Annotated in this window: 17 protein-coding genes and 1 other RNA gene; 14 read left to right on the plus strand and 4 right to left on the minus strand. The window is 42.8% G+C overall.

Features of this window, described 5'->3' with window-relative positions:
• Positions 1-55: 55 nt before the first annotated feature.
• Positions 56-592 (minus strand): flavodoxin family protein, encoded by a 537-nt coding sequence (locus tag GGQ95_RS11355; protein WP_183186874.1) that lies wholly within the window; start codon positions 590-592, stop codon positions 56-58.
• Positions 593-751: 159 nt separating this feature from the next.
• On the opposite strand from GGQ95_RS11355, the gene GGQ95_RS11360 reads away from it, so the two are divergent.
• From GGQ95_RS11360 to GGQ95_RS11425, 14 genes are all read left to right on the plus strand, one after another.
• On the plus strand, positions 752-1,399 hold the full coding sequence (locus GGQ95_RS11360; protein WP_066149047.1) for a TetR/AcrR family transcriptional regulator: 648 nt from the start codon (positions 752-754) through the stop codon (positions 1,397-1,399).
• 119 nt (positions 1,400-1,518) lie between these two features.
• Positions 1,519-2,661 carry an acyl-CoA dehydrogenase gene (locus tag GGQ95_RS11365; RefSeq protein WP_044741650.1) on the plus strand — a complete coding sequence of 381 codons (1,143 nt, stop codon included), beginning with the start codon at positions 1,519-1,521 and terminating at the stop codon, positions 2,659-2,661.
• Between the two features lie 54 nt (positions 2,662-2,715).
• Positions 2,716-4,368: an AMP-binding protein gene (locus GGQ95_RS11370; protein WP_280528793.1), complete on the plus strand. Its 1,653-nt coding sequence runs from the start codon at positions 2,716-2,718 to the stop codon at positions 4,366-4,368.
• 10 nt (positions 4,369-4,378) lie between these two features.
• Complete coding sequence (locus tag GGQ95_RS11375; protein ID WP_183186796.1) at positions 4,379-5,734, plus strand: acetyl-CoA carboxylase biotin carboxylase subunit; 1,356 nt, start codon at positions 4,379-4,381, stop codon at positions 5,732-5,734.
• An 85-nt stretch (positions 5,735-5,819) separates the two neighbouring features.
• On the plus strand, positions 5,820-6,032 hold the full coding sequence (locus GGQ95_RS11380; protein ID WP_066149044.1) for an acetyl-CoA carboxylase biotin carboxyl carrier protein subunit: 213 nt from the start codon (positions 5,820-5,822) through the stop codon (positions 6,030-6,032).
• A gap of 12 nt (positions 6,033-6,044) precedes the next feature.
• Positions 6,045-6,953, plus strand: coding sequence for a hydroxymethylglutaryl-CoA lyase (locus GGQ95_RS11385; RefSeq protein WP_066149043.1), 909 nt, complete (start codon positions 6,045-6,047; stop codon positions 6,951-6,953).
• A gap of 17 nt (positions 6,954-6,970) precedes the next feature.
• Positions 6,971-7,750: an enoyl-CoA hydratase gene (locus tag GGQ95_RS11390; RefSeq protein ID WP_183186797.1), complete on the plus strand. Its 780-nt coding sequence runs from the start codon at positions 6,971-6,973 to the stop codon at positions 7,748-7,750.
• Between the two features lie 14 nt (positions 7,751-7,764).
• The gene (locus tag GGQ95_RS11395; protein ID WP_183186798.1) at positions 7,765-9,312 is read left to right on the plus strand and encodes an acyl-CoA carboxylase subunit beta; all 1,548 of its coding nucleotides are present in this window, start codon (positions 7,765-7,767) and stop codon (positions 9,310-9,312) included.
• Positions 9,313-9,368: 56 nt separating this feature from the next.
• A non-coding RNA gene (gene ssrS, locus GGQ95_RS11400) (6S RNA) lies at positions 9,369-9,559 on the plus strand.
• A gap of 272 nt (positions 9,560-9,831) precedes the next feature.
• A complete protein-coding gene (locus GGQ95_RS11405) occupies positions 9,832-10,275 on the plus strand; it encodes a MarR family winged helix-turn-helix transcriptional regulator (RefSeq protein ID WP_066149040.1) in 444 nt (147 codons plus the stop codon).
• A gap of 4 nt (positions 10,276-10,279) precedes the next feature.
• Positions 10,280-10,918: an HlyD family secretion protein gene (locus tag GGQ95_RS11410; RefSeq protein ID WP_044741643.1), complete on the plus strand. Its 639-nt coding sequence runs from the start codon at positions 10,280-10,282 to the stop codon at positions 10,916-10,918.
• Between the two features lie 145 nt (positions 10,919-11,063).
• Positions 11,064-12,614 carry a DHA2 family efflux MFS transporter permease subunit gene (locus GGQ95_RS11415; RefSeq protein ID WP_370514203.1) on the plus strand — a complete coding sequence of 517 codons (1,551 nt, stop codon included), beginning with the start codon at positions 11,064-11,066 and terminating at the stop codon, positions 12,612-12,614.
• Positions 12,615-12,787: 173 nt separating this feature from the next.
• Positions 12,788-12,958 (plus strand): YflJ family protein, encoded by a 171-nt coding sequence (locus tag GGQ95_RS11420; RefSeq protein ID WP_183186800.1) that lies wholly within the window; start codon positions 12,788-12,790, stop codon positions 12,956-12,958.
• Positions 12,959-13,002: 44 nt separating this feature from the next.
• Positions 13,003-13,209 (plus strand): DUF6501 family protein, encoded by a 207-nt coding sequence (locus tag GGQ95_RS11425; protein WP_066149038.1) that lies wholly within the window; start codon positions 13,003-13,005, stop codon positions 13,207-13,209.
• Positions 13,210-13,422: 213 nt separating this feature from the next.
• Here GGQ95_RS11425 and GGQ95_RS11430 read toward each other — a convergent pair whose 3' ends face one another.
• Genes GGQ95_RS11430 through GGQ95_RS11440 form a run of 3 tightly spaced genes read right to left on the minus strand, consistent with a single transcriptional unit; the run spans position 13,423 to position 17,176 of the window.
• On the minus strand, positions 13,423-14,562 hold the full coding sequence (locus GGQ95_RS11430; RefSeq protein ID WP_183186801.1) for a Ger(x)C family spore germination protein: 1,140 nt from the start codon (positions 14,560-14,562) through the stop codon (positions 13,423-13,425).
• Positions 14,562-16,088 (minus strand): spore germination protein, encoded by a 1,527-nt coding sequence (locus GGQ95_RS11435; protein ID WP_183186802.1) that lies wholly within the window; start codon positions 16,086-16,088, stop codon positions 14,562-14,564. Before GGQ95_RS11435 ends, GGQ95_RS11430 begins: the two co-directional genes overlap by 1 nt.
• On the minus strand, positions 16,088-17,176 hold the full coding sequence (locus GGQ95_RS11440; protein WP_183186803.1) for an endospore germination permease: 1,089 nt from the start codon (positions 17,174-17,176) through the stop codon (positions 16,088-16,090). Before GGQ95_RS11440 ends, GGQ95_RS11435 begins: the two co-directional genes overlap by 1 nt.
• Positions 17,177-17,282: the final 106 nt, after the last annotated feature.

The raw sequence follows: 17,282 nt of genomic DNA on the forward strand, positions 1-17,282 counted from the left end.
CCGACTTGCTCTCCAGCGGAGGTGTGAAAAAGTTTATTTTTAGAAAACAACGGAACTAAAGCGAGCGAAAAATCTTATTCCAATATTTTGCTTCACTTAGGGCTCGCTGGTCGGAAAGAATTTCATCAGGCGCGTTTCCTTGACCGATTAAGTAACCGATATACGTCAAGCCAACAAACTGGAAAATGTATTGGAATTGCTGGATAAGCGGCAGTCCTTTTATATATGGATCATCTCCGCCAACAGCCACAACAAACGCTTTTTTTGATTTCATTTCCTCCTTGAAGGAAAAATGAGGATCTCGCAAGCTTTGTGACCACCGATCAATAAACAGTTTCATTTGCCCACTCATTCCATACCAATAAATTGGCGTGGCAAAAATCAAAATATCATGTTCGCGAACAAGACGAATGATTTTTTCATAGTCATCTGCCACAGGAGTAAATCCTTCTGGATCATGCCGTTTATCAATAATCGGTGTAATCGAAAAATCTTTCATATAGATCTGTTGATGAGCGATCCCCTCTAGCACAATTTGCGCTAATCGTGCTGTATTCCCGTTTTCGCGTGAACTGCCATTCATGAGAAGAATATTAGCCATTGAACTTACCTCTTTCTTTTTTTTTATCAACGCTTATTATAAACAATTATTGACATCTGGGTCATTTATTACGTATTTTATAGATAGCAACTACAAAATATTTAACTTTTCTAAAAATTATGTTAATATAAACGATAAAGGAGATTTTCAATGGCAAATAAAACGTTAAAAGAAAGAATTATCGATACGGCTCTACATCTTTTTGAACAATATGGCTATCATGGAGTTACCGTCGATCGGATTGTCACAGAAATTAACGCATCAAAAGGCGGTTTTTATCATAATTTTAAATCAAAAGATGAACTTCTTTATCACATTCACGATGTGTTTATTACTTACGTGCTCAACAAGGCGCAGGCGGCCTATGAAAACTATAAAACGCCTACAGAGCGTTTATGTGCCATTATTCAATCATTTGTAAAAGTATTTCATTTATACAAGCCGCATATCACGGTGTTTTACCAAGAAAGCACTTATTTAAAACCGGAGTATTCACAAAAAATCAATGAAAAACGTGATGAGTTTAAGCAGGTGATTTTCCGGGTCATTCGCGAAGGCATTGCCGCAGGCGAGTTTCGTCCAGAGCTTTCTGTAGAAATTACAGGCATGACGATTATTGGTATGGTGAACTGGACGTATAAATGGTATAAACCGGAAGGACCGATGACAATCGAACAAATTGCCGACTATTTTATTGATTTTATTTTGCATGCTGTCCTTACAGAAGAAGCTAAGCAAAAATCGGAAAATATCATTTATTTCATCAAAAACAAGCAAGCTTCACTCCGATCGTTTTAAAAAATGATGCTTACTGAATGTAAGTGTTGCTCGTGAAACAAACCAACTAGTCGGTCTTAAAACAATTCAAAACCGACTAGTCGGTTTTAGAATAATATGTTATAAATGGGGGAGAGAGAATGAATTTTGAACTGACAAAAGAGCAACAGATGATTAAAGAAATGGTAAGGGAGTTTGCCGAGAAGGAAATTGCACCAAACGCGGCGAAATGGGATGAAGAAGCCTATTTTTCTGTCGGAATATTCAAAAAGATGGGAGAATTAGGGCTATTGGGAATCCCGTTTCCAGAAGAATACGGCGGAGCTGGTGGCGATACGATTTCATATGCCGTCGCTGTTGAGGAAATTGGCCGTGCTTGTGGCGGGACAGGTCTTAGCTATGCTGCTGCTGTCTCACTAGGTGCAAGCCCTATTTACTATTTCGGCACAGAAGAGCAAAAGCAAAAATGGCTTGTTCCGATGGCAAGAGGAGAGGCGTTGGGAGCGTTCGGATTAACCGAACCGAATGCTGGTTCTGATGCTGGGGGAACTCGGACGAGAGCGGTGCTGGACGGAGATGAATATATCATCAATGGAGAAAAATGCTGGATTACGAATGCGGGGCATGCAAGGCAAGTAATTGTGACTGCAGTCACCGGAAAGGATGAGAGAGGAAAAAATATCATCTCTGCTATTATTGTTCCAACAGATACCCCGGGATTTACGATTCGATGCAATTACGACAAAATGGGTGTCCGTGCTTCCAATACGTGCGAGCTTGTGCTAGAAAATGTGCGTGTGCCGAAAGAGAACGTATTAGGGGATCCAGCAAAGGGCTTTAAGCAATTTTTATATACTCTCGATGGCGGCCGCATTTCAATTGCTGCTCTTGCCGTTGGAATCGCTCAAGCTGCGTTTGAGAAAGCGCTTCAATATGCGAAAGAACGCACACAATTTGGCCAATCCATTTCTAAATTTCAAGCGATTCAGTTTAAGCTTGCCGATATGGCGATGGAAATCGAATTAGCCCGCAATATGGTGTATAAAGCGGCTTGGCTAAAAGACCAAGGGAAACCGTTTACAAAAGAAGCCTCTTTTGCTAAACTGTTCGCTTCTGAAGCTGGCTTCCGCATATGTAATCAAGCCATTCAGATCCATGGCGGATACGGGTACATGAAAGAATATGGGGTCGAGCGCCATTTGCGCGATATTAAGCTTATGGAAATTGGTGAAGGCACATCTGAAATTCAGCGGCTCGTCATTGCCCGTCAGCTTGGATGTTAAAGGCAGAAAAATGGCGCGGATGAAAATTTCATTCAACCAAAGGAGGCGCATGTTATGGCGGAGATGTTAGAGGTTACAGTTGGCAAGCTATTAGAAGAAAAAGCGAACGCTTACCCAGAGCATGAGGCTGTTGTGTATGCAGATCGCGGACTTAGAATGACATACAGGCAGTTTGATGAATATTGCCGTCTTGTTGCTCGGGGATTCATGAAGCTGGGCATTGAGACAGGAGAGAATGTTGCCATTTGGGCAACGAACACTCCTGAATGGCTGGCGTGCCAGTTTGCTACAGGTAAAATGGGGGCTGTGCTTGTAACGGTCAATACGAACTACCGCACAGCTGAATTAGAATACTTATTGAAGCAATCAGACTCTACCACGCTGATTTTAATAGAACGATATCGCGATTCCTCTTACATTGACACTATTTATGAGATTGCTCCCGAACTGTACGAATGTCAGCCAGGACAGCTGAAGTCGAAACGTCTTCCGCGTCTAAAAAATGTGATTGTTCTGGGGGACCGACGTTACCCAGGCACATACACGTGGAATGACATTTTGGCGATGGCCCATGACATCACCGAAGAGGAACTTGATCAACGAATGAACGCTCTCGACCCTCACGATGTCATCAACATGCAATATACCTCAGGAACGACGGGCTTTCCAAAAGGAGTGATGCTCAGTCATTACAACATTGTCAACAATGCCTACAACATCGCTCAATGCATGAAGCTTACAAAAGAAGACCGTTTATGTATTCCTGTGCCATTTTTCCACTGCTTTGGCTGCGTGCTTGGCGTCTTAGCATGCGTCTCTGTCGGCGCTACGATCGTGCCAATTCAAGAATTCAACGCGAAACAAGTGCTTCAAACGGTTCAAGATGAAAAATGCACAGCTTTACATGGCGTGCCAACCATGTTTATTGCCGAATTGAACGACCCTGATTTTGAAAAATACGACTTGTCTTCCTTGCGAACAGGAATTATGGCAGGATCAAACTGCCCAATCGAAGTGATGAAGGCGGTCATTGAAAAAATGGGAGCCAAGGAAATTACGATTGCTTATGGACAAACTGAATCTTCGCCCGTCATTACTCAGACAAGAACGGATGACCCTATTCATTTGCGTGTCGAGACAGTGGGGCGTGCGCTTCCGAATGTTGAAGTCAAAATTGTCGAACCGGGCACAAACAGGGAAGTGCCACGCGGGGTGCAAGGAGAGTTATGTACAAGAGGCTATCATGTCATGAAAGGATATTATAACAATCCGGAAGCAACGAGAGAAGCGATTGATGACGAAGGATGGCTTCATACAGGTGACTTAGCGATAATGGATGAAAATGGATATTTCCGTATTACTGGAAGGTTAAAGGATATGATTATTCGCGGTGGAGAAAACATTTATCCACGAGAAATTGAAGAATTTTTATATCGGCATCCGAAAATTCTAGATGTTCAAGTGGTTGGAGTGCCTGATGAGAAGTATGGGGAAGAAGTGATGGCGTGGATTATTTTAAAGCCAGGGCAAGCTGCAACAGTTGAGGAAATTCGTGAATTTTGCCGCGGAAAAATATCGCGTCATAAAATTCCTCGTTATATTGAATTTACGGATTCATATCCGATGACAGCGTCTGGAAAAATCCAAAAGTTTAAGTTGCGTGAACAGGCTAAACAAATTCTTCGTGCCAAGACAACCAATGAATAGGAGGAGTTGCATGTTTAAAAAAGTGTTAGTGGCGAATCGGGGAGAAATTGCAGCACGAGTCATTCGAACATGCCGGCGGTTAGGAATTCAGACGGTAGCGATATACTCAGAAGCAGATGCTGCTTCTCTCCATGTCAAATGGGCAGACGAAGCTTATTTAATCGGAAAGCCGCGTGTCAGCGAAAGTTATTTGAATATTGAAAAAATTATTGAAATCGCCAAAACGACGAAAGCGGAAGCGATTCATCCAGGATATGGTCTATTGTCGGAAAATCCGGCGTTTGCGCGTCGTTGTGAAGAGGAAGGAATCGTATTTATCGGGCCGAATGCGGATGTAATTGCGAAAATGGGAAGCAAGATTGAGTCGCGGAAAACGATGGCAGAGGCAGGTGTGCCGATCGTTCCAGGCATTTCGTTTCCGCTGCAAAATGTTGAAGAAGCAATGAGCACGGCAGCGACAATCGGTTATCCCATTATGTTAAAGGCATCTGCCGGTGGTGGCGGCATCGGCATGCAAATCGTCCATAATGAGGAGGAATTGCGCAAAGCGTTTGAAGGCAACCAAAAGCGGGCGACTTCTTTCTTTGGCGATGGGGCGATGTATTTGGAAAAGTATATTCAGAACCCTCGCCATATTGAAGTTCAGCTTCTTGCGGACCGCCACGGGAATTATGTGTATTTATGGGAGCGTGAATGTTCGATTCAGCGGCGCCATCAAAAGGTGATTGAAGAAGCTCCTTCCTTGTTTTTAGATGAGCAAACAAGAAAAAAAATGGGAGAGACAGCGATTCAAGCTGCCAAATATATCGGTTATACAAATGCAGGAACGATTGAATTTCTTGTTGACGAACAGAAAAATTTCTATTTTCTTGAAATGAATACGCGGCTTCAGGTAGAGCATCCAGTAACGGAGGAAATCACCGGTTTGGATCTTGTCGAAGAGCAACTGCGCGTCGCCGCCGGAGAAAAGCTTGGCTATAGCCAAGAGCACATCCAACGCCGAGGGCATGCCATTGAGGTGCGGATTTACGCGGAAGATCCAAAAACCTTTTTTCCATCCCCAGGAGCCATTACGGCCTTTCAATTGCCAGAAGGAGAGCATATTCGCAACGAAACAGCTGTTCAAAGCGGAATGGTGGTAACGCCGTTTTATGATCCTATGATTGCGAAATTAATTGTGAAAGGCGAAAACCGAAAGGAAGCAATTGATCGCATGTTGCAAGCGCTGGACAGCTATCAAATTGAAGGAATTAAAACAAACATTCCAATGTTAAAAGAAGTATTAACACACCCGGCATTTCAAGCGGGGCATACGACAACAGATTTTGTCAATCGTCATTTAAGCAATATTTCGATCAAAAAATAAGAGGCTCATGAAGTCTTCCACTTTTCTTCATTAAGAAAGTGGAAGACCTTCGATCATCAAGATTAGGAAATGGAGGAATAAAAAGATGAATCAAATTGTGGCAACAATGGCGGGAAATGTATGGAAAATTGTTGTTTCTGTTGGCGAAAAAATTGAGGAAGGGCAAGATGTCGTAATTTTAGAATCAATGAAAATGGAAATTCCCATTGCTGCAGAAGCAAGCGGAGTCGTTAAAGAAATTCATGTGCAAGAAGGCGATTTTGTCAATGAAGGCGACATTTTGCTTGAATTGGAATAAGAGGTGAGGAGCGTGGGCAACTGGCCGAAACACGTAACAATTAAAGAGGTAGGTCCTCGTGATGGACTGCAAAACGAAAAGACAGCCATTGCGACTGAAGATAAAATTGCTTGGATCAATCAGCTTTCCAAAACAGGGTTGACGTACATTGAAATCACATCATTTGTTCATCCAAAATGGATTCCGCAGCTCGCTGATGCTTTCGATGTTGCAACAGGAATTGAGAGAGTTCCTAGTGTTACATACGCTGCACTTGTTCCGAATCAAAAAGGGCTCGAAAAAGCTTTGGCGGCTCAAGTGGATGAAATCTCAGTATTTATGTCGGCAAGTGAGACACACAATCAAAGAAATATTAATAAATCCATCTCCGACACCATTCCTGTCCTAACCGCTGTTGTTCAGGAAGCAAAGCGTGCTCAAAAAACCGTTCGCGGCTATCTTTCAACGGTTTTTGGTTGCCCTTATGAGGGGGAAGTTTCCGTTGAACAGGTAGCCGCTATATCAGAGCGGTTGTTTGAAATGGGAGTGGATGAGCTTTCGTTAGGCGATACGATCGGTGTTGCTACCCCGCGCCAAGTGGAAGCTGTACTCAACTCACTTTTAAAGAGATTTCCAAAAGAAAAACTAGCCATGCATTTTCACGATACGAGAGGAACCGCTTTAGCCAATGTACTGATTTCATTAGAAATGGGCATTACAACCTTTGATAGCTCACTCGGCGGATTGGGCGGCTGCCCATATGCTCCAGGAGCTTCCGGAAATGTCGCAACGGATGATTTATTATATATGCTTCATGGCATGGATATTGCTACAGGCATTGACGCCGCGCGGCTAACAGAAGCGGCGCTATTCATTCAAAACAAGATCGGTCGAGCGCTCAGTAGCCATCAGTTACAAACCATCGATTCGTGTTTGTCCTAATGAAGGAGAGTGATTGAATGGAATCTTCTATTCTCTATGAGGCGGCGAATGGAGTGGCGGTGCTGACCTTGCATCGCCCGCAAGCAGCCAACGCTTTGTCCACTGCGATGTTAAACGAGCTGAAGCAAAAGCTTGAGCAATTAAAATTTGATCGCTCGATTCGATGTGTAATTGTAACAGGAAGTGGAAGAAAAGCGTTTTGCGCTGGTGCTGACTTAAAGGAACGCGCCAGTATGACTGAAACAGAGGTGAGAAAAACGGTCGCGCTGATTCGCGATACGATCAATGAAGTTGAACAGCTTCCAGCACCGACGATTTGTGCCATGAATGGCGTTGCTTTTGGCGGTGGCCTGGAATTGGCGTTAGCCTGTGACATCCGCATTGCCTCTGATCATGTCCAGCTTGGATTAACCGAGACATCGCTTGGCATTATTCCGGGAGCCGGCGGAACTCAGCGGCTTCCGCGTTTAATTGGAAAAGGCAAAGCAAAAGAGCTCATTTTTACGGCCAAGCGGCTAACAGCGGCGGAAGCGGCCCAGCTTGGAATAGTAGAGTATGTTGTTCCTGATGAGCAGTTAATGGAAAAGGCGAATGAACTTGCCGAACAAATTATCCAAAATGCGCCGATCGCTGTTTCCCAAGCTAAAATAGCCATTAATCGAGGTCTGGAAGTCGATTTATATACAGGCTTGAAGCTGGAACAGATGGCTTACGAGATGACCATTCCAACAAAGGACCGTTTAGAAGGGTTGCAGGCCTTTAAAGAAAAACGGAAGCCTGTTTATAAAGGAGAGTAAAGGAGGAAGTGCGAGTGATCAACGAGCAAGCAAAAACGTTGACTGAGAAATTGGCGGAACAAATTGAAAAAATTGAACAAGGTGGTGCCATAAAGTACCATCAAAAAAACGCGGAGCAAGGCAAGCTATTTGTACGGGATCGTCTAAAGCTGTTATTTGATGATGGAATGCAATTTGAGGATGCTTTATTTGCCAACTGTCTTGCTGATGGCCTGCCGGCTGACGGGGTGGTAACGGGGGTCGGCAAAATCAATGGGCAAACCGTATGTGTAATGGCCAATGATTCAACGGTAAAGGCCGGGTCTTGGGGATCACGAACCGTAGAAAAAATCATTCGCATCCAAGAAACCGCGGAAAAGCTTCGATGCCCGATGCTGTATTTAGTAGACTCTGCCGGAGCGCGCATTACCGACCAGGTGGAAATGTTTCCTGGCCGCCGTGGGGCAGGGCGCATTTTTTACAATCAGGTGAAGCTGTCTGGAAAAGTGCCGCAAATCTGTTTATTATTTGGTCCATCGGCAGCCGGTGGCGCTTATATTCCTGCTTTTTGTGATATCGTCATTATGGTTGAAGGGAATGCTTCGATGTATTTAGGATCGCCGCGAATGGCCGAAATGGTCATTGGCGAAAAAGTGACGCTCGAAGAAATGGGCGGAGCGCGTATGCACTGCAGTGTTTCGGGGTGCGGAGATGTACTTGTAAAAACGGAAGAAGAAGCGATCCAATTTGCACGCAAGTACTTATCTTATTTCCCGGCCAACTTCGCCGAAAAACCGCCGGTTGTCGAAGCAAAGCCAGCGAAGAGCTTTGAAAAAACCATCGAGGATATTTTGCCGCTGAATCAAAATGCGCCGTTTAATATGTATGATTTGATTGAGCGTTTTGTGGATGAAGACTCTTTTTGCGAAATCAAAAAGCTGTTTGCACCTGAATTGATTACAGGACTTGCTCGCTTGAATGGACGGCCAATCGGCATCCTCGCTAACCAACCGCGCGTCAAGGGCGGTGTCTTATTCCATGATTCGGCTGATAAAGCAGCCAAATTTATTACTTTATGTGATGCCTTCAATATTCCGCTTTTATTTTTAGCCGATATTCCTGGATTTATGATCGGCACAAAAGTGGAAAGAGCAGGAATTATCCGCCATGGGGCGAAAATGATTTCAGCGATGTCAGAAGCAACGGTTCCAAAAATTTCTGTTATCGTGCGGAAAGCGTATGGGGCCGGTCTTTATGCGATGGCTGGCCCAGCCTTTGAACCGGATTGCTGCTTAGCATTTCCTAATGCGCAAATTGCCGTGATGGGACCGGAAGCAGCCGTTAATGCGGTATATGCCAATAAAATTGCTGAACTTCCTAAAGAAGAACAAGCAGCCTTTATTGAACAAAAACGGGAGGAATATCGCCGCGATATTGATATTTATCGCTTAGCGTCAGAGATGGTCATCGATGGCATTATCGCGCCAAATCAGCTGCGGGAAGAATTGACTCGCCGCTTTGATGCCTATATGTCGAAATACATCGTCTTTTCGGAAAGAAAGCATGGAGTGTATCCGGTGTAATAAAAAATCAGGAATAGATACTTGCAAAGTTGCAAAAGATTATGTATGATAATAATCACCTGCTGCGTTGTACGTGACAGAATGAAGTTTCAACCGATGACTGTAAAGAGGGAGTTCCATATCGAAACGGGAATGTCATGCCTCGATAATCGGATGCGGAGGACGACAAGAACGTTTCTGCGAACACCCACCTAGTGGAGTGTGGTTGAGAAACTCCATTCAGAAAACGGCAAATCGCGGCATCTTTATTCGATCATACAAAAGCCGATCTCTTTCAGAGGTCGGCTTTTTGTTATATTGATATAGGTAAATTTTTATCTTTTTTGACAAAATTTTTATTTGTCTGAATGAGATCTTATTACGATAACAGTAGTTTTGCTTGTTTGATAAAGGACATACTAATCTCTGGAATGATAAAGACAAGATAGTTGATTTTTAATAAAAATATGCTATAATCAATTTTCGTATGAGAATAATTCGTATTGAAATTATTTAAATTGAAATGAAAGGAGGGAATCAATGAATCCATTAGGGCGTGACTTGATGTATTCCGTTTTTCGGATTCAAAAAGCGTTGTATCGTCTGGTTCGCGAGGATGCAACGCGAGTGGGGATCACAGAGCTGCAGCTCATTATTCTTTACACGCTGTTTAAACAAGAGAACGTCCGTTTAAATGATCTGGCGGAGAAGTTAAATATGAGCAATAGCACGGTCAGCGGGACAGTGGACCGATTAGTCAGTGCGGATTTGGTAATGCGCGAAACATCTAAAGAAGACAGACGCGCTGTAACCCTATACTTAACCGATAAAGGCCGAAAAAAGCTTAAAGAAGCGTTCAATGACGAGGATTCGGCACTGTTTCGACAGTTAAAACGCTTGACAGATGTAATCAGTAAGGAAGAGTTAGAACATCTCATATCGCTTCATGGCACTATTCGAGACATTTTGCTAGGGGAGGAATAAACGAGTGAATACAAGACGTCTCATTACATTGAATATCATTGTTCTTATTTTACTTGTAGCCGGCGGCTTTGCGGCTTATTATTATGTAAACGAAGCGACGAACTATATTAAAACAGATAACGCTCACGTTGACGGGCAGCAAATTGTGATTGCGTCTCCCGTTTCAGGAAAGCTGACAAATTGGTCTGCCGATATCGGAAAAAATTTTCGTAAAGATGATAAAGTTGGGGAAGTATCCGACGGAGAGCATACAATCTCTGTGACAGCGCCGCAAAATGTTACGATTGTTCAGCAAAGTGCTGTAGCGAATTCTTTTGTGGCTGCCGGGACAGCGTTGGCGCGCGGATATGATTTAGATGACTTATGGGTTACTGCGAATATAAATGAAACGGATATAGAGGATGTAAAGGTTGGTCAAGACGTTGACATTTACGTTGATGCTTATCCAGATCGGAAATTTACAGGAACGGTCCAAAAGCTTGGCTATGCGACAGCAAACACATTCAGCTTGCTTCCAAGCTCCAATAATACAGGAAACTATACAAAAGTGACACAAGTTGTCCCTGTTACGATTTCCATCGATAACTACAGCGGAGCGGGACTAGTGCCGGGCATGAATGTCACCGTTCGCATTCATAAGTAGGTGATCAAGCATGTCTAGCTTTTTCATAGCCTATATTGTTTTTTCTGTTTTCGTACTTGCTGCATTGAACTATGTAGTAAAGAGAAAACGGAACGTCGCTACCCGTGCAGTTAGCGATGAAACGGACGTTGCTGTAGCTCCGGCGATGGGGGCAGAAGAACAGCGGCAGCCTCCTTCTGTTTCAGCTCATCAAGAAGAGTTAGGCAGCCGCGGGAAAGTAGTCGTCACCATCATGCTTGGCGCGTTCGTTGCCATTTTAAATCAAACATTAATCAATGTGGCATTGCCGCACATGATGAATGATTTTAATGTAGAAACATCGACAATCCAATGGCTTGTTACCGGATATATGCTAGTTAACGGCGTCCTGATTCCGATCAGCCCATTTCTAATCGCGAAATTTCCAACTAAAAAGCTGTTTCTCTCAGGAATGGCCTTTTTTGCGATTGGCGCCTTCGTTTGCTCCTTGGCGCCTTCCTTTGGCGTGATTTTAACTGGACGCTTAATTCAAGCGGTTGGCGCGGGAATCATTATGCAGCTCATGATGGTCATTATGCTGAATATTTTCCCTCCTGAAAAACGGGGAATGGCAATGGGAACCGTGGGAATTGCAATGATGTTTGCCCCAGCGGTCGGCCCGACGTTATCAGGATGGATTGTCGAGCATTATTCATGGCGTCTGTTGTTCGATATTGTTCTGCCAATTGCTATAGTGGATATTATTTTAGCGTTTATGTGGCTGAAAAATACGCCGAAAACAGCCAATCCAACGTTGGATGTTCGAGGAGCTATTTATTCCACTCTCGGCTTTGGGGGAGTGCTGTACGGTTTTAGCGAAGCAGGAAGCAATGGCTGGGGGAATACAGAGGTAGCCGTTTCCATTGTCATTGGTGCTATCTTCTTGGTTCTGTTTATATGGCGCTGCTTTACAGTGGAGCATCCTATTTTGAATTTGCGGGTATTTAAATATAATATTTTCACCTTAACAACTGTCATTGGCTGTGTCATTAATATGGCTTTATTTGCCGCAATGGTGCTGCTTCCGGTTTATTTGCAAAATCTTCGCGGTTTTACTCCGTTGGACTCCGGTTTGCTTTTACTGCCGGGAGCCATTGTCATGGCGATTATGTCGCCGATTTCCGGAGCCATCTTTGACCGGATTGGCGCTAGATGGCTAGCCATTGTTGGGCTTGTTATTACAGTTGTTACGACATGGGAATTTAGCCGATTGACGATGGACACACCATATTCGCATATTTTATGGCTGTACATTTTCCGGATGTTTGGCATGTCCATGCTATCGATGCCAATTATGACAGCAGGATTGAATGTGTTACCGCGTCATTTGTATAGCCATGGAACGGCAACAGCGAATACGCTGCGCCAAGTTGCTTCTTCCTTGGGAACTGCTTTTCTTGTGACGGTTATGTCGAATCGTTCCAAGTTTCATGCTGAAAGCTATCGAAATGAAATGACACTAAATAATCCGACGATAGCAGACCTAGTTGCTCAATTGAAGCATTTCATCCCAAGTGATGAAGCCGTCACTCAACTGTTGTACGGAATGGTGCAGCAACGTTCAGCTGTTGAAGGAATTAACGATGCATTCATAGTAGCAACAGGACTTGCTTTTTTAGCGTTGATTTTATCGTTTTTCTTAAAAGGGAAAAGCAAAGATCGCGCCTCATCGGTTTAACAAAAAGGGGAGTGCAGCCGATCTTTGCTTCGGAAAACCACTTCTGTTGCCTTGCTGTGAACAACAAAAAATGCGGAGAAGCGTAAACAGCTTCTCCGCATTTTTTGTTCTATCATATGTGCGGTGAACATATAGTATAGGAAAAGTTACGGAAAAAGAAAGGAGAAGTTTTTATGGCCCATTTTGGTTCAAAAGGCTGGCTTGTTCAACAATTAAAGGATATGGGCATTCGCCGCCACCCGATCGGACAGAAGAAGGTAGAAGCGTACAAGGCTTCCGTTTTATATGGTCTGTATCAAAAATATGCTGCCAAACGTGTTGATCCACAAGAAAAAAATGCTTAAAATAGAACTAACAATGACCATACAATAAAGGAGAGCAATACGAAATGATTCATCAGACATGGCTAAATCGCCCAACGATCAAAAAAGTAACATGTGTACATACAAATGCAGAAAAATATGTTGTGAATCGTGTGTTAACTGAGGGAAAGACGTATGACGTAAAAAATGAAACGGAAGAATTTTACTTTATTGTTGATAACACAGGCCAAGTAGGAGGATTTTATAAAGATTATTTTAAAGAGGCGAATTAATCGCCTCTTTATTTATTAGCAAAATATATCTCATGTTGAGCTTGATGGGAATGATCTGTATAAACGCATTTCACAGATGGAATGAATGATTCTAAAGAGCAGTGGCCAGAAACGAGAATATATGTTTGTTTTAGCCGTCATTCATGCGGCAAAGGCGGCCCATTGTTTAAGAGATGTTCAAGAGGAAGAGGGATTCAAAAATGCTATTTCAGGCTATTTGGTAAACTTCCGTTCTCCTGAGGTACTGATGGATAGCTTGACTTTAACATCTTTTAATGTATCTTTCTTTAACGGCAAGGCTTTGTCTACCGTTATTCTTTTCCATGCAGCAGGGTTTTCCCGATACAATATCTCGGACAAATTTAACATGTCAATATCATATTTTCGTCCGAGCTCGTATAAATCTTTGATCTCTTTTTCAATCGTTTTTTGAGCAAGGTCAATAAGCTCTTTTTCGGTTAGTGGTTGTAATACTTCAATAATGCTTCCTTGTACTTTGAGTTCAACGGTAAATTCCGGTGTGCCTTTGTTCATTTTGTAAGAGATTTTTGCTTTTGGCCCAAGTACAATAACAGAGGCGACGACTCTTTTGCCTTTTTTAATATAAATTGGCGTTCGAGAGATTTTTTCTTCTACCCAGCGGATTCCCATAATTTTAGAACGGTTAAAGCATTTTTGCACCTCGTGCTGGCGCATAAAGCAGATGCCGGATAAGGTAAGCATCGGCTTTTTTTGATGATTTTCTTCCCATGTTTTCTCCGAAATTCCCAAATAAGGAACTCTTGCGGTTTTTCCTGGTTCATTCAGATCGGATTCGAAACGGTTTAAACGAATGGGCCGGATAAAAGAGCTTTGCTGGAAAATATCCTCTGGGTTGCCGAGCAAGGAGAAATAAACAGATGTTTGCAATAATGGAACGGTAGCAAAAAGCTTGTCTAACGGTTCTTTTGTTGCATACACCCATAATGTATGGCGAATTTCATTATATCGATCAATCAAATCTAAAACATCCTTAACAGGTTTTGCCTTTAAAGCACGCTCCGTAAAGACAATCCCTTTGATTTGCCCCCATGACACCATTTGTTGAATGGAAGGATAAATATTATCCGTGACAATATTAAAGGTTTCTCCTGTTGCTTTTCCTACTGCCGTATCTACTCTTTGTTGCCCGCCGCCGGCATTCGTTTTAGCCAACCCGGTAAAATTGATGAATTGCACATAGACGATAAATTTATGGTCTTTATAATCCACTCCCATCGCATGCACATAGACAACGTGGTCAATGTCCTTTGTTCCCCAGCATCCGGTTAATAATGTAAGAGAAAGCAGCAAGGGGATGGCACGTTTTAGCATTAGTTGTTCTCCCCTTTTGATGTATTGTCCCTTGGATGCACTACTTCCGCTCTATTTCTAAATCTTTTCCAAACAATGGTCGTCAATACTTTTAAAATATCGCGTGTAGGAGGTGAGAGCGGTGTTAAATAAGGGATTCCAAATGTTGTAATATTGGCCACATAGGTTAATAACAAAAAGAGAGAAACGATAAATCCGAACAAGCCGAAGAACGCTGAAAAAACAAGAACGATAAACCGCAATAACGTAACGACACCAGATAAATTTTGGTTGACAAGCGTAAATGTAGCGACGACGGAAATCGCTGTTACGACAAGTGTAGGTGGTGCGGCCAGCCCGGCATCGATCGCCGCTTGCCCGATAATGAGCCCGCCAACGACAGATAAGGTTTGCCCGATCGCGATTGGCAGCCGCATCCCGGCTTCCTTAAAAATTTCGAACAACCCAAGCATTAAAAACATTTCCAATGTAACTGGAAGAGGAACGCCCTGTCGGGAAAGAACGACGGTAGCGAGCATGGTAAACGGCAGCTCATAAGGATGGAATGCCGTTAAGCAAACCCAAAATCCTGGCAGATAAATCGCTAAAGAAATCCCTAGCAGCCGTAATATCCGTTGGAAAAAAACAAAGATAAAAGCGGTATTGTTATCCTCTGATGTATTTAATAAAAAGGTTAAATTCGCCGGACCGATCGCTGCTGTGGGCGCACCGTCGACAAGGAGGACAAAGCGTCCGTTTAATAAACAGCTGACAGCAAAATCGGCTCTGCCGGTGTAACTGAATGTCGGAAATAAAGAAAAGCGGCGATCCCCAAGTAGTTCTTCAAGCTGATTTGTACCTGACATAATATCAATATTGAGATTCAATATTCGTCTTCTTGCTTCATCAATGATTTGCGTATTGGCGATATCTTTAACATATAATAACCCGACTTTTGTTTGGCTTCTTGTTCCGACAATAAACAATTCATAAGATAGTTGATGGGATTTGACGCGTTTGCGGATCAGCGCGACGTTTTTAGAAATTTCTTCGATAAATCCATCCTTTGCCCCTCTGATCGATACTTCTGTATTCGGTTCTTCCGGGTTTCGGTTCGGCGGATTGGCCAGGGTTAACGAATATAAAACGTCCGCTTCTTGAAAATATACGAGCAAATCACCGTTAAATAAAATATAGTTCATATCATCAATCGTTACTTCTTTTCCAAGAAGCTCCATAGGCATCAATTTGTTAGCCTCGATTTCCTCTACCGTTTGACAAGGATAGTCGCGGCACATTTCACGAAACATCGGAAAAATCACTTGCCTAAGCTGCCGTGTATCGCATAATTCCTCGCAATATACAAAAACAAGCGTCAGCGATCCGCTGCTGCTTTTGGCTGGTTGAATTTTAGATGTCAGAATGGCCACATCTTTACAGTTAGAGTAAAAATAGCGAAGCGATTCTTCGGTAACCAACATTGTTTCTTTACCGCTATGATCATTATTCTTTTGCGCGGATTGTGCGGCTCGTAACGGAATTTGCATTATGATCCTCTCCTTGTTTTTATGTATGAAATGAATGCTAATATCCCGAGCAAGCCAGATAGGCTTAACATGAAATATAAAGAGAATGGTAAAATAAATTGATTTAATACATATAAAAATTGTGGATCACTTACAGGCAGAAGTGAAAGAGTACAAATGACCACATAGACAAAAATCAAAATCCAGCGCCGTGTTTGTTTGTTCGATACCGCGAACAACTCAGGGATTAACGCTGTAGCAAATGAGATGCGAATAAATGCACCTGAGAGCCATTGATAAATGGAAAGAAAATCAATATGTTCAATATAGGTTCCTAAGTTCACTAACCGCCATTGCTCAAAGGCGGGATAACGCAATATTCTTGCGTTTCTTGGACCAAATTCAATGATGGCGCCGATTGTTGGGCCAATGCTTAAGCTGGCTGCGAAAATGCCAATAAAAAGAAGTCCAAGAAACGGAAATTTTGGTTGCAAACGGTGCTGCATAAACAAGATCATGATAATTTCCGCATAGCCTGCCCCTGTATAAATCATTCCCTTTAATACCGGATCCCATCCGTTTTCCATAATAGGCTTTAGCAAGGAATAGTCTTTGTGCGGTACCGTAGAAAGCATGACTAAAACTCCAAAAATCACGACGAACGGCAAAACAATGCCGGATGTTTTCGCGATGGAATCAATGCCTAGATAGGCGTTGTAAAAGCAAAGTCCTACTAATAAAAGGATAATGATCCAGCTTGGTGTTGAAGTTAAATACGTTGTTGTTGTGAATGTAACCGTGTCTTTTAACGTGACATAACTGATGATGACTAATAATAACGTGCCGGAAAATGACACAATATATGCGATCACGCTAGAGAATTCGTTTTTAAGCCAGATGAATAAATTGGTTTGTTTGGACTGTTTCATAATGAAATACAAGAGGACCATCCATACAGGCAACAGTCCAAGTGTTAAGATGGCTGAAATCCACGCATCGCGATGGGCGGCATCCAATAAAAGTGGGATGACGATCACGTGGTCCATCAATCCGACGGATAACAGAAAAATAAATAACACCTGTACGATGCTTAACGGATAATGGTTCACAATCGGCCACCTTCTTTCGGAAATCAGAGAATTTAGGATACTAGTTTTTCCCGGTAAAGGAGAATATATTCTTTGCGAAAAATAGGTGTGGAAAAGAAAGAAAAAT

Source organism: Anoxybacteroides rupiense, assembly GCF_014196195.1.
In the GTDB taxonomy this organism is placed as follows: domain Bacteria; phylum Bacillota; class Bacilli; order Bacillales; family Anoxybacillaceae; genus Anoxybacteroides; species Anoxybacteroides rupiense.

Excerpts from the sequence above, each read along its gene's own strand:
- GGQ95_RS11360 (WP_066149047.1), top strand. The coding sequence starts at position 752 with ATGGCAAATAAAACGTTAAAAGAAAGAATTATCGATACGGCTCTACAT.
- GGQ95_RS11365 (WP_044741650.1), top strand. The coding sequence starts at position 1,519 with ATGAATTTTGAACTGACAAAAGAGCAACAGATGATTAAAGAAATGGTA.
- GGQ95_RS11370 (WP_280528793.1), top strand. The coding sequence starts at position 2,716 with ATGGCGGAGATGTTAGAGGTTACAGTTGGCAAGCTATTAGAAGAAAAA.
- GGQ95_RS11375 (WP_183186796.1), top strand. The coding sequence starts at position 4,379 with ATGTTTAAAAAAGTGTTAGTGGCGAATCGGGGAGAAATTGCAGCACGA.
- GGQ95_RS11380 (WP_066149044.1), top strand. The coding sequence starts at position 5,820 with ATGAATCAAATTGTGGCAACAATGGCGGGAAATGTATGGAAAATTGTT.
- GGQ95_RS11390 (WP_183186797.1), top strand. The coding sequence starts at position 6,971 with ATGGAATCTTCTATTCTCTATGAGGCGGCGAATGGAGTGGCGGTGCTG.
- GGQ95_RS11405 (WP_066149040.1), top strand. The coding sequence starts at position 9,832 with ATGAATCCATTAGGGCGTGACTTGATGTATTCCGTTTTTCGGATTCAA.
- GGQ95_RS11415 (WP_370514203.1), top strand. The coding sequence starts at position 11,064 with ATGGGGGCAGAAGAACAGCGGCAGCCTCCTTCTGTTTCAGCTCATCAA.
- GGQ95_RS11420 (WP_183186800.1), top strand. The coding sequence starts at position 12,788 with ATGGCCCATTTTGGTTCAAAAGGCTGGCTTGTTCAACAATTAAAGGAT.
- GGQ95_RS11425 (WP_066149038.1), top strand. The coding sequence starts at position 13,003 with ATGATTCATCAGACATGGCTAAATCGCCCAACGATCAAAAAAGTAACA.
- GGQ95_RS11430 (WP_183186801.1), bottom strand. The coding sequence starts at position 14,562 with ATGCTAAAACGTGCCATCCCCTTGCTGCTTTCTCTTACATTATTAACC.
- GGQ95_RS11435 (WP_183186802.1), bottom strand. The coding sequence starts at position 16,088 with ATGCAAATTCCGTTACGAGCCGCACAATCCGCGCAAAAGAATAATGAT.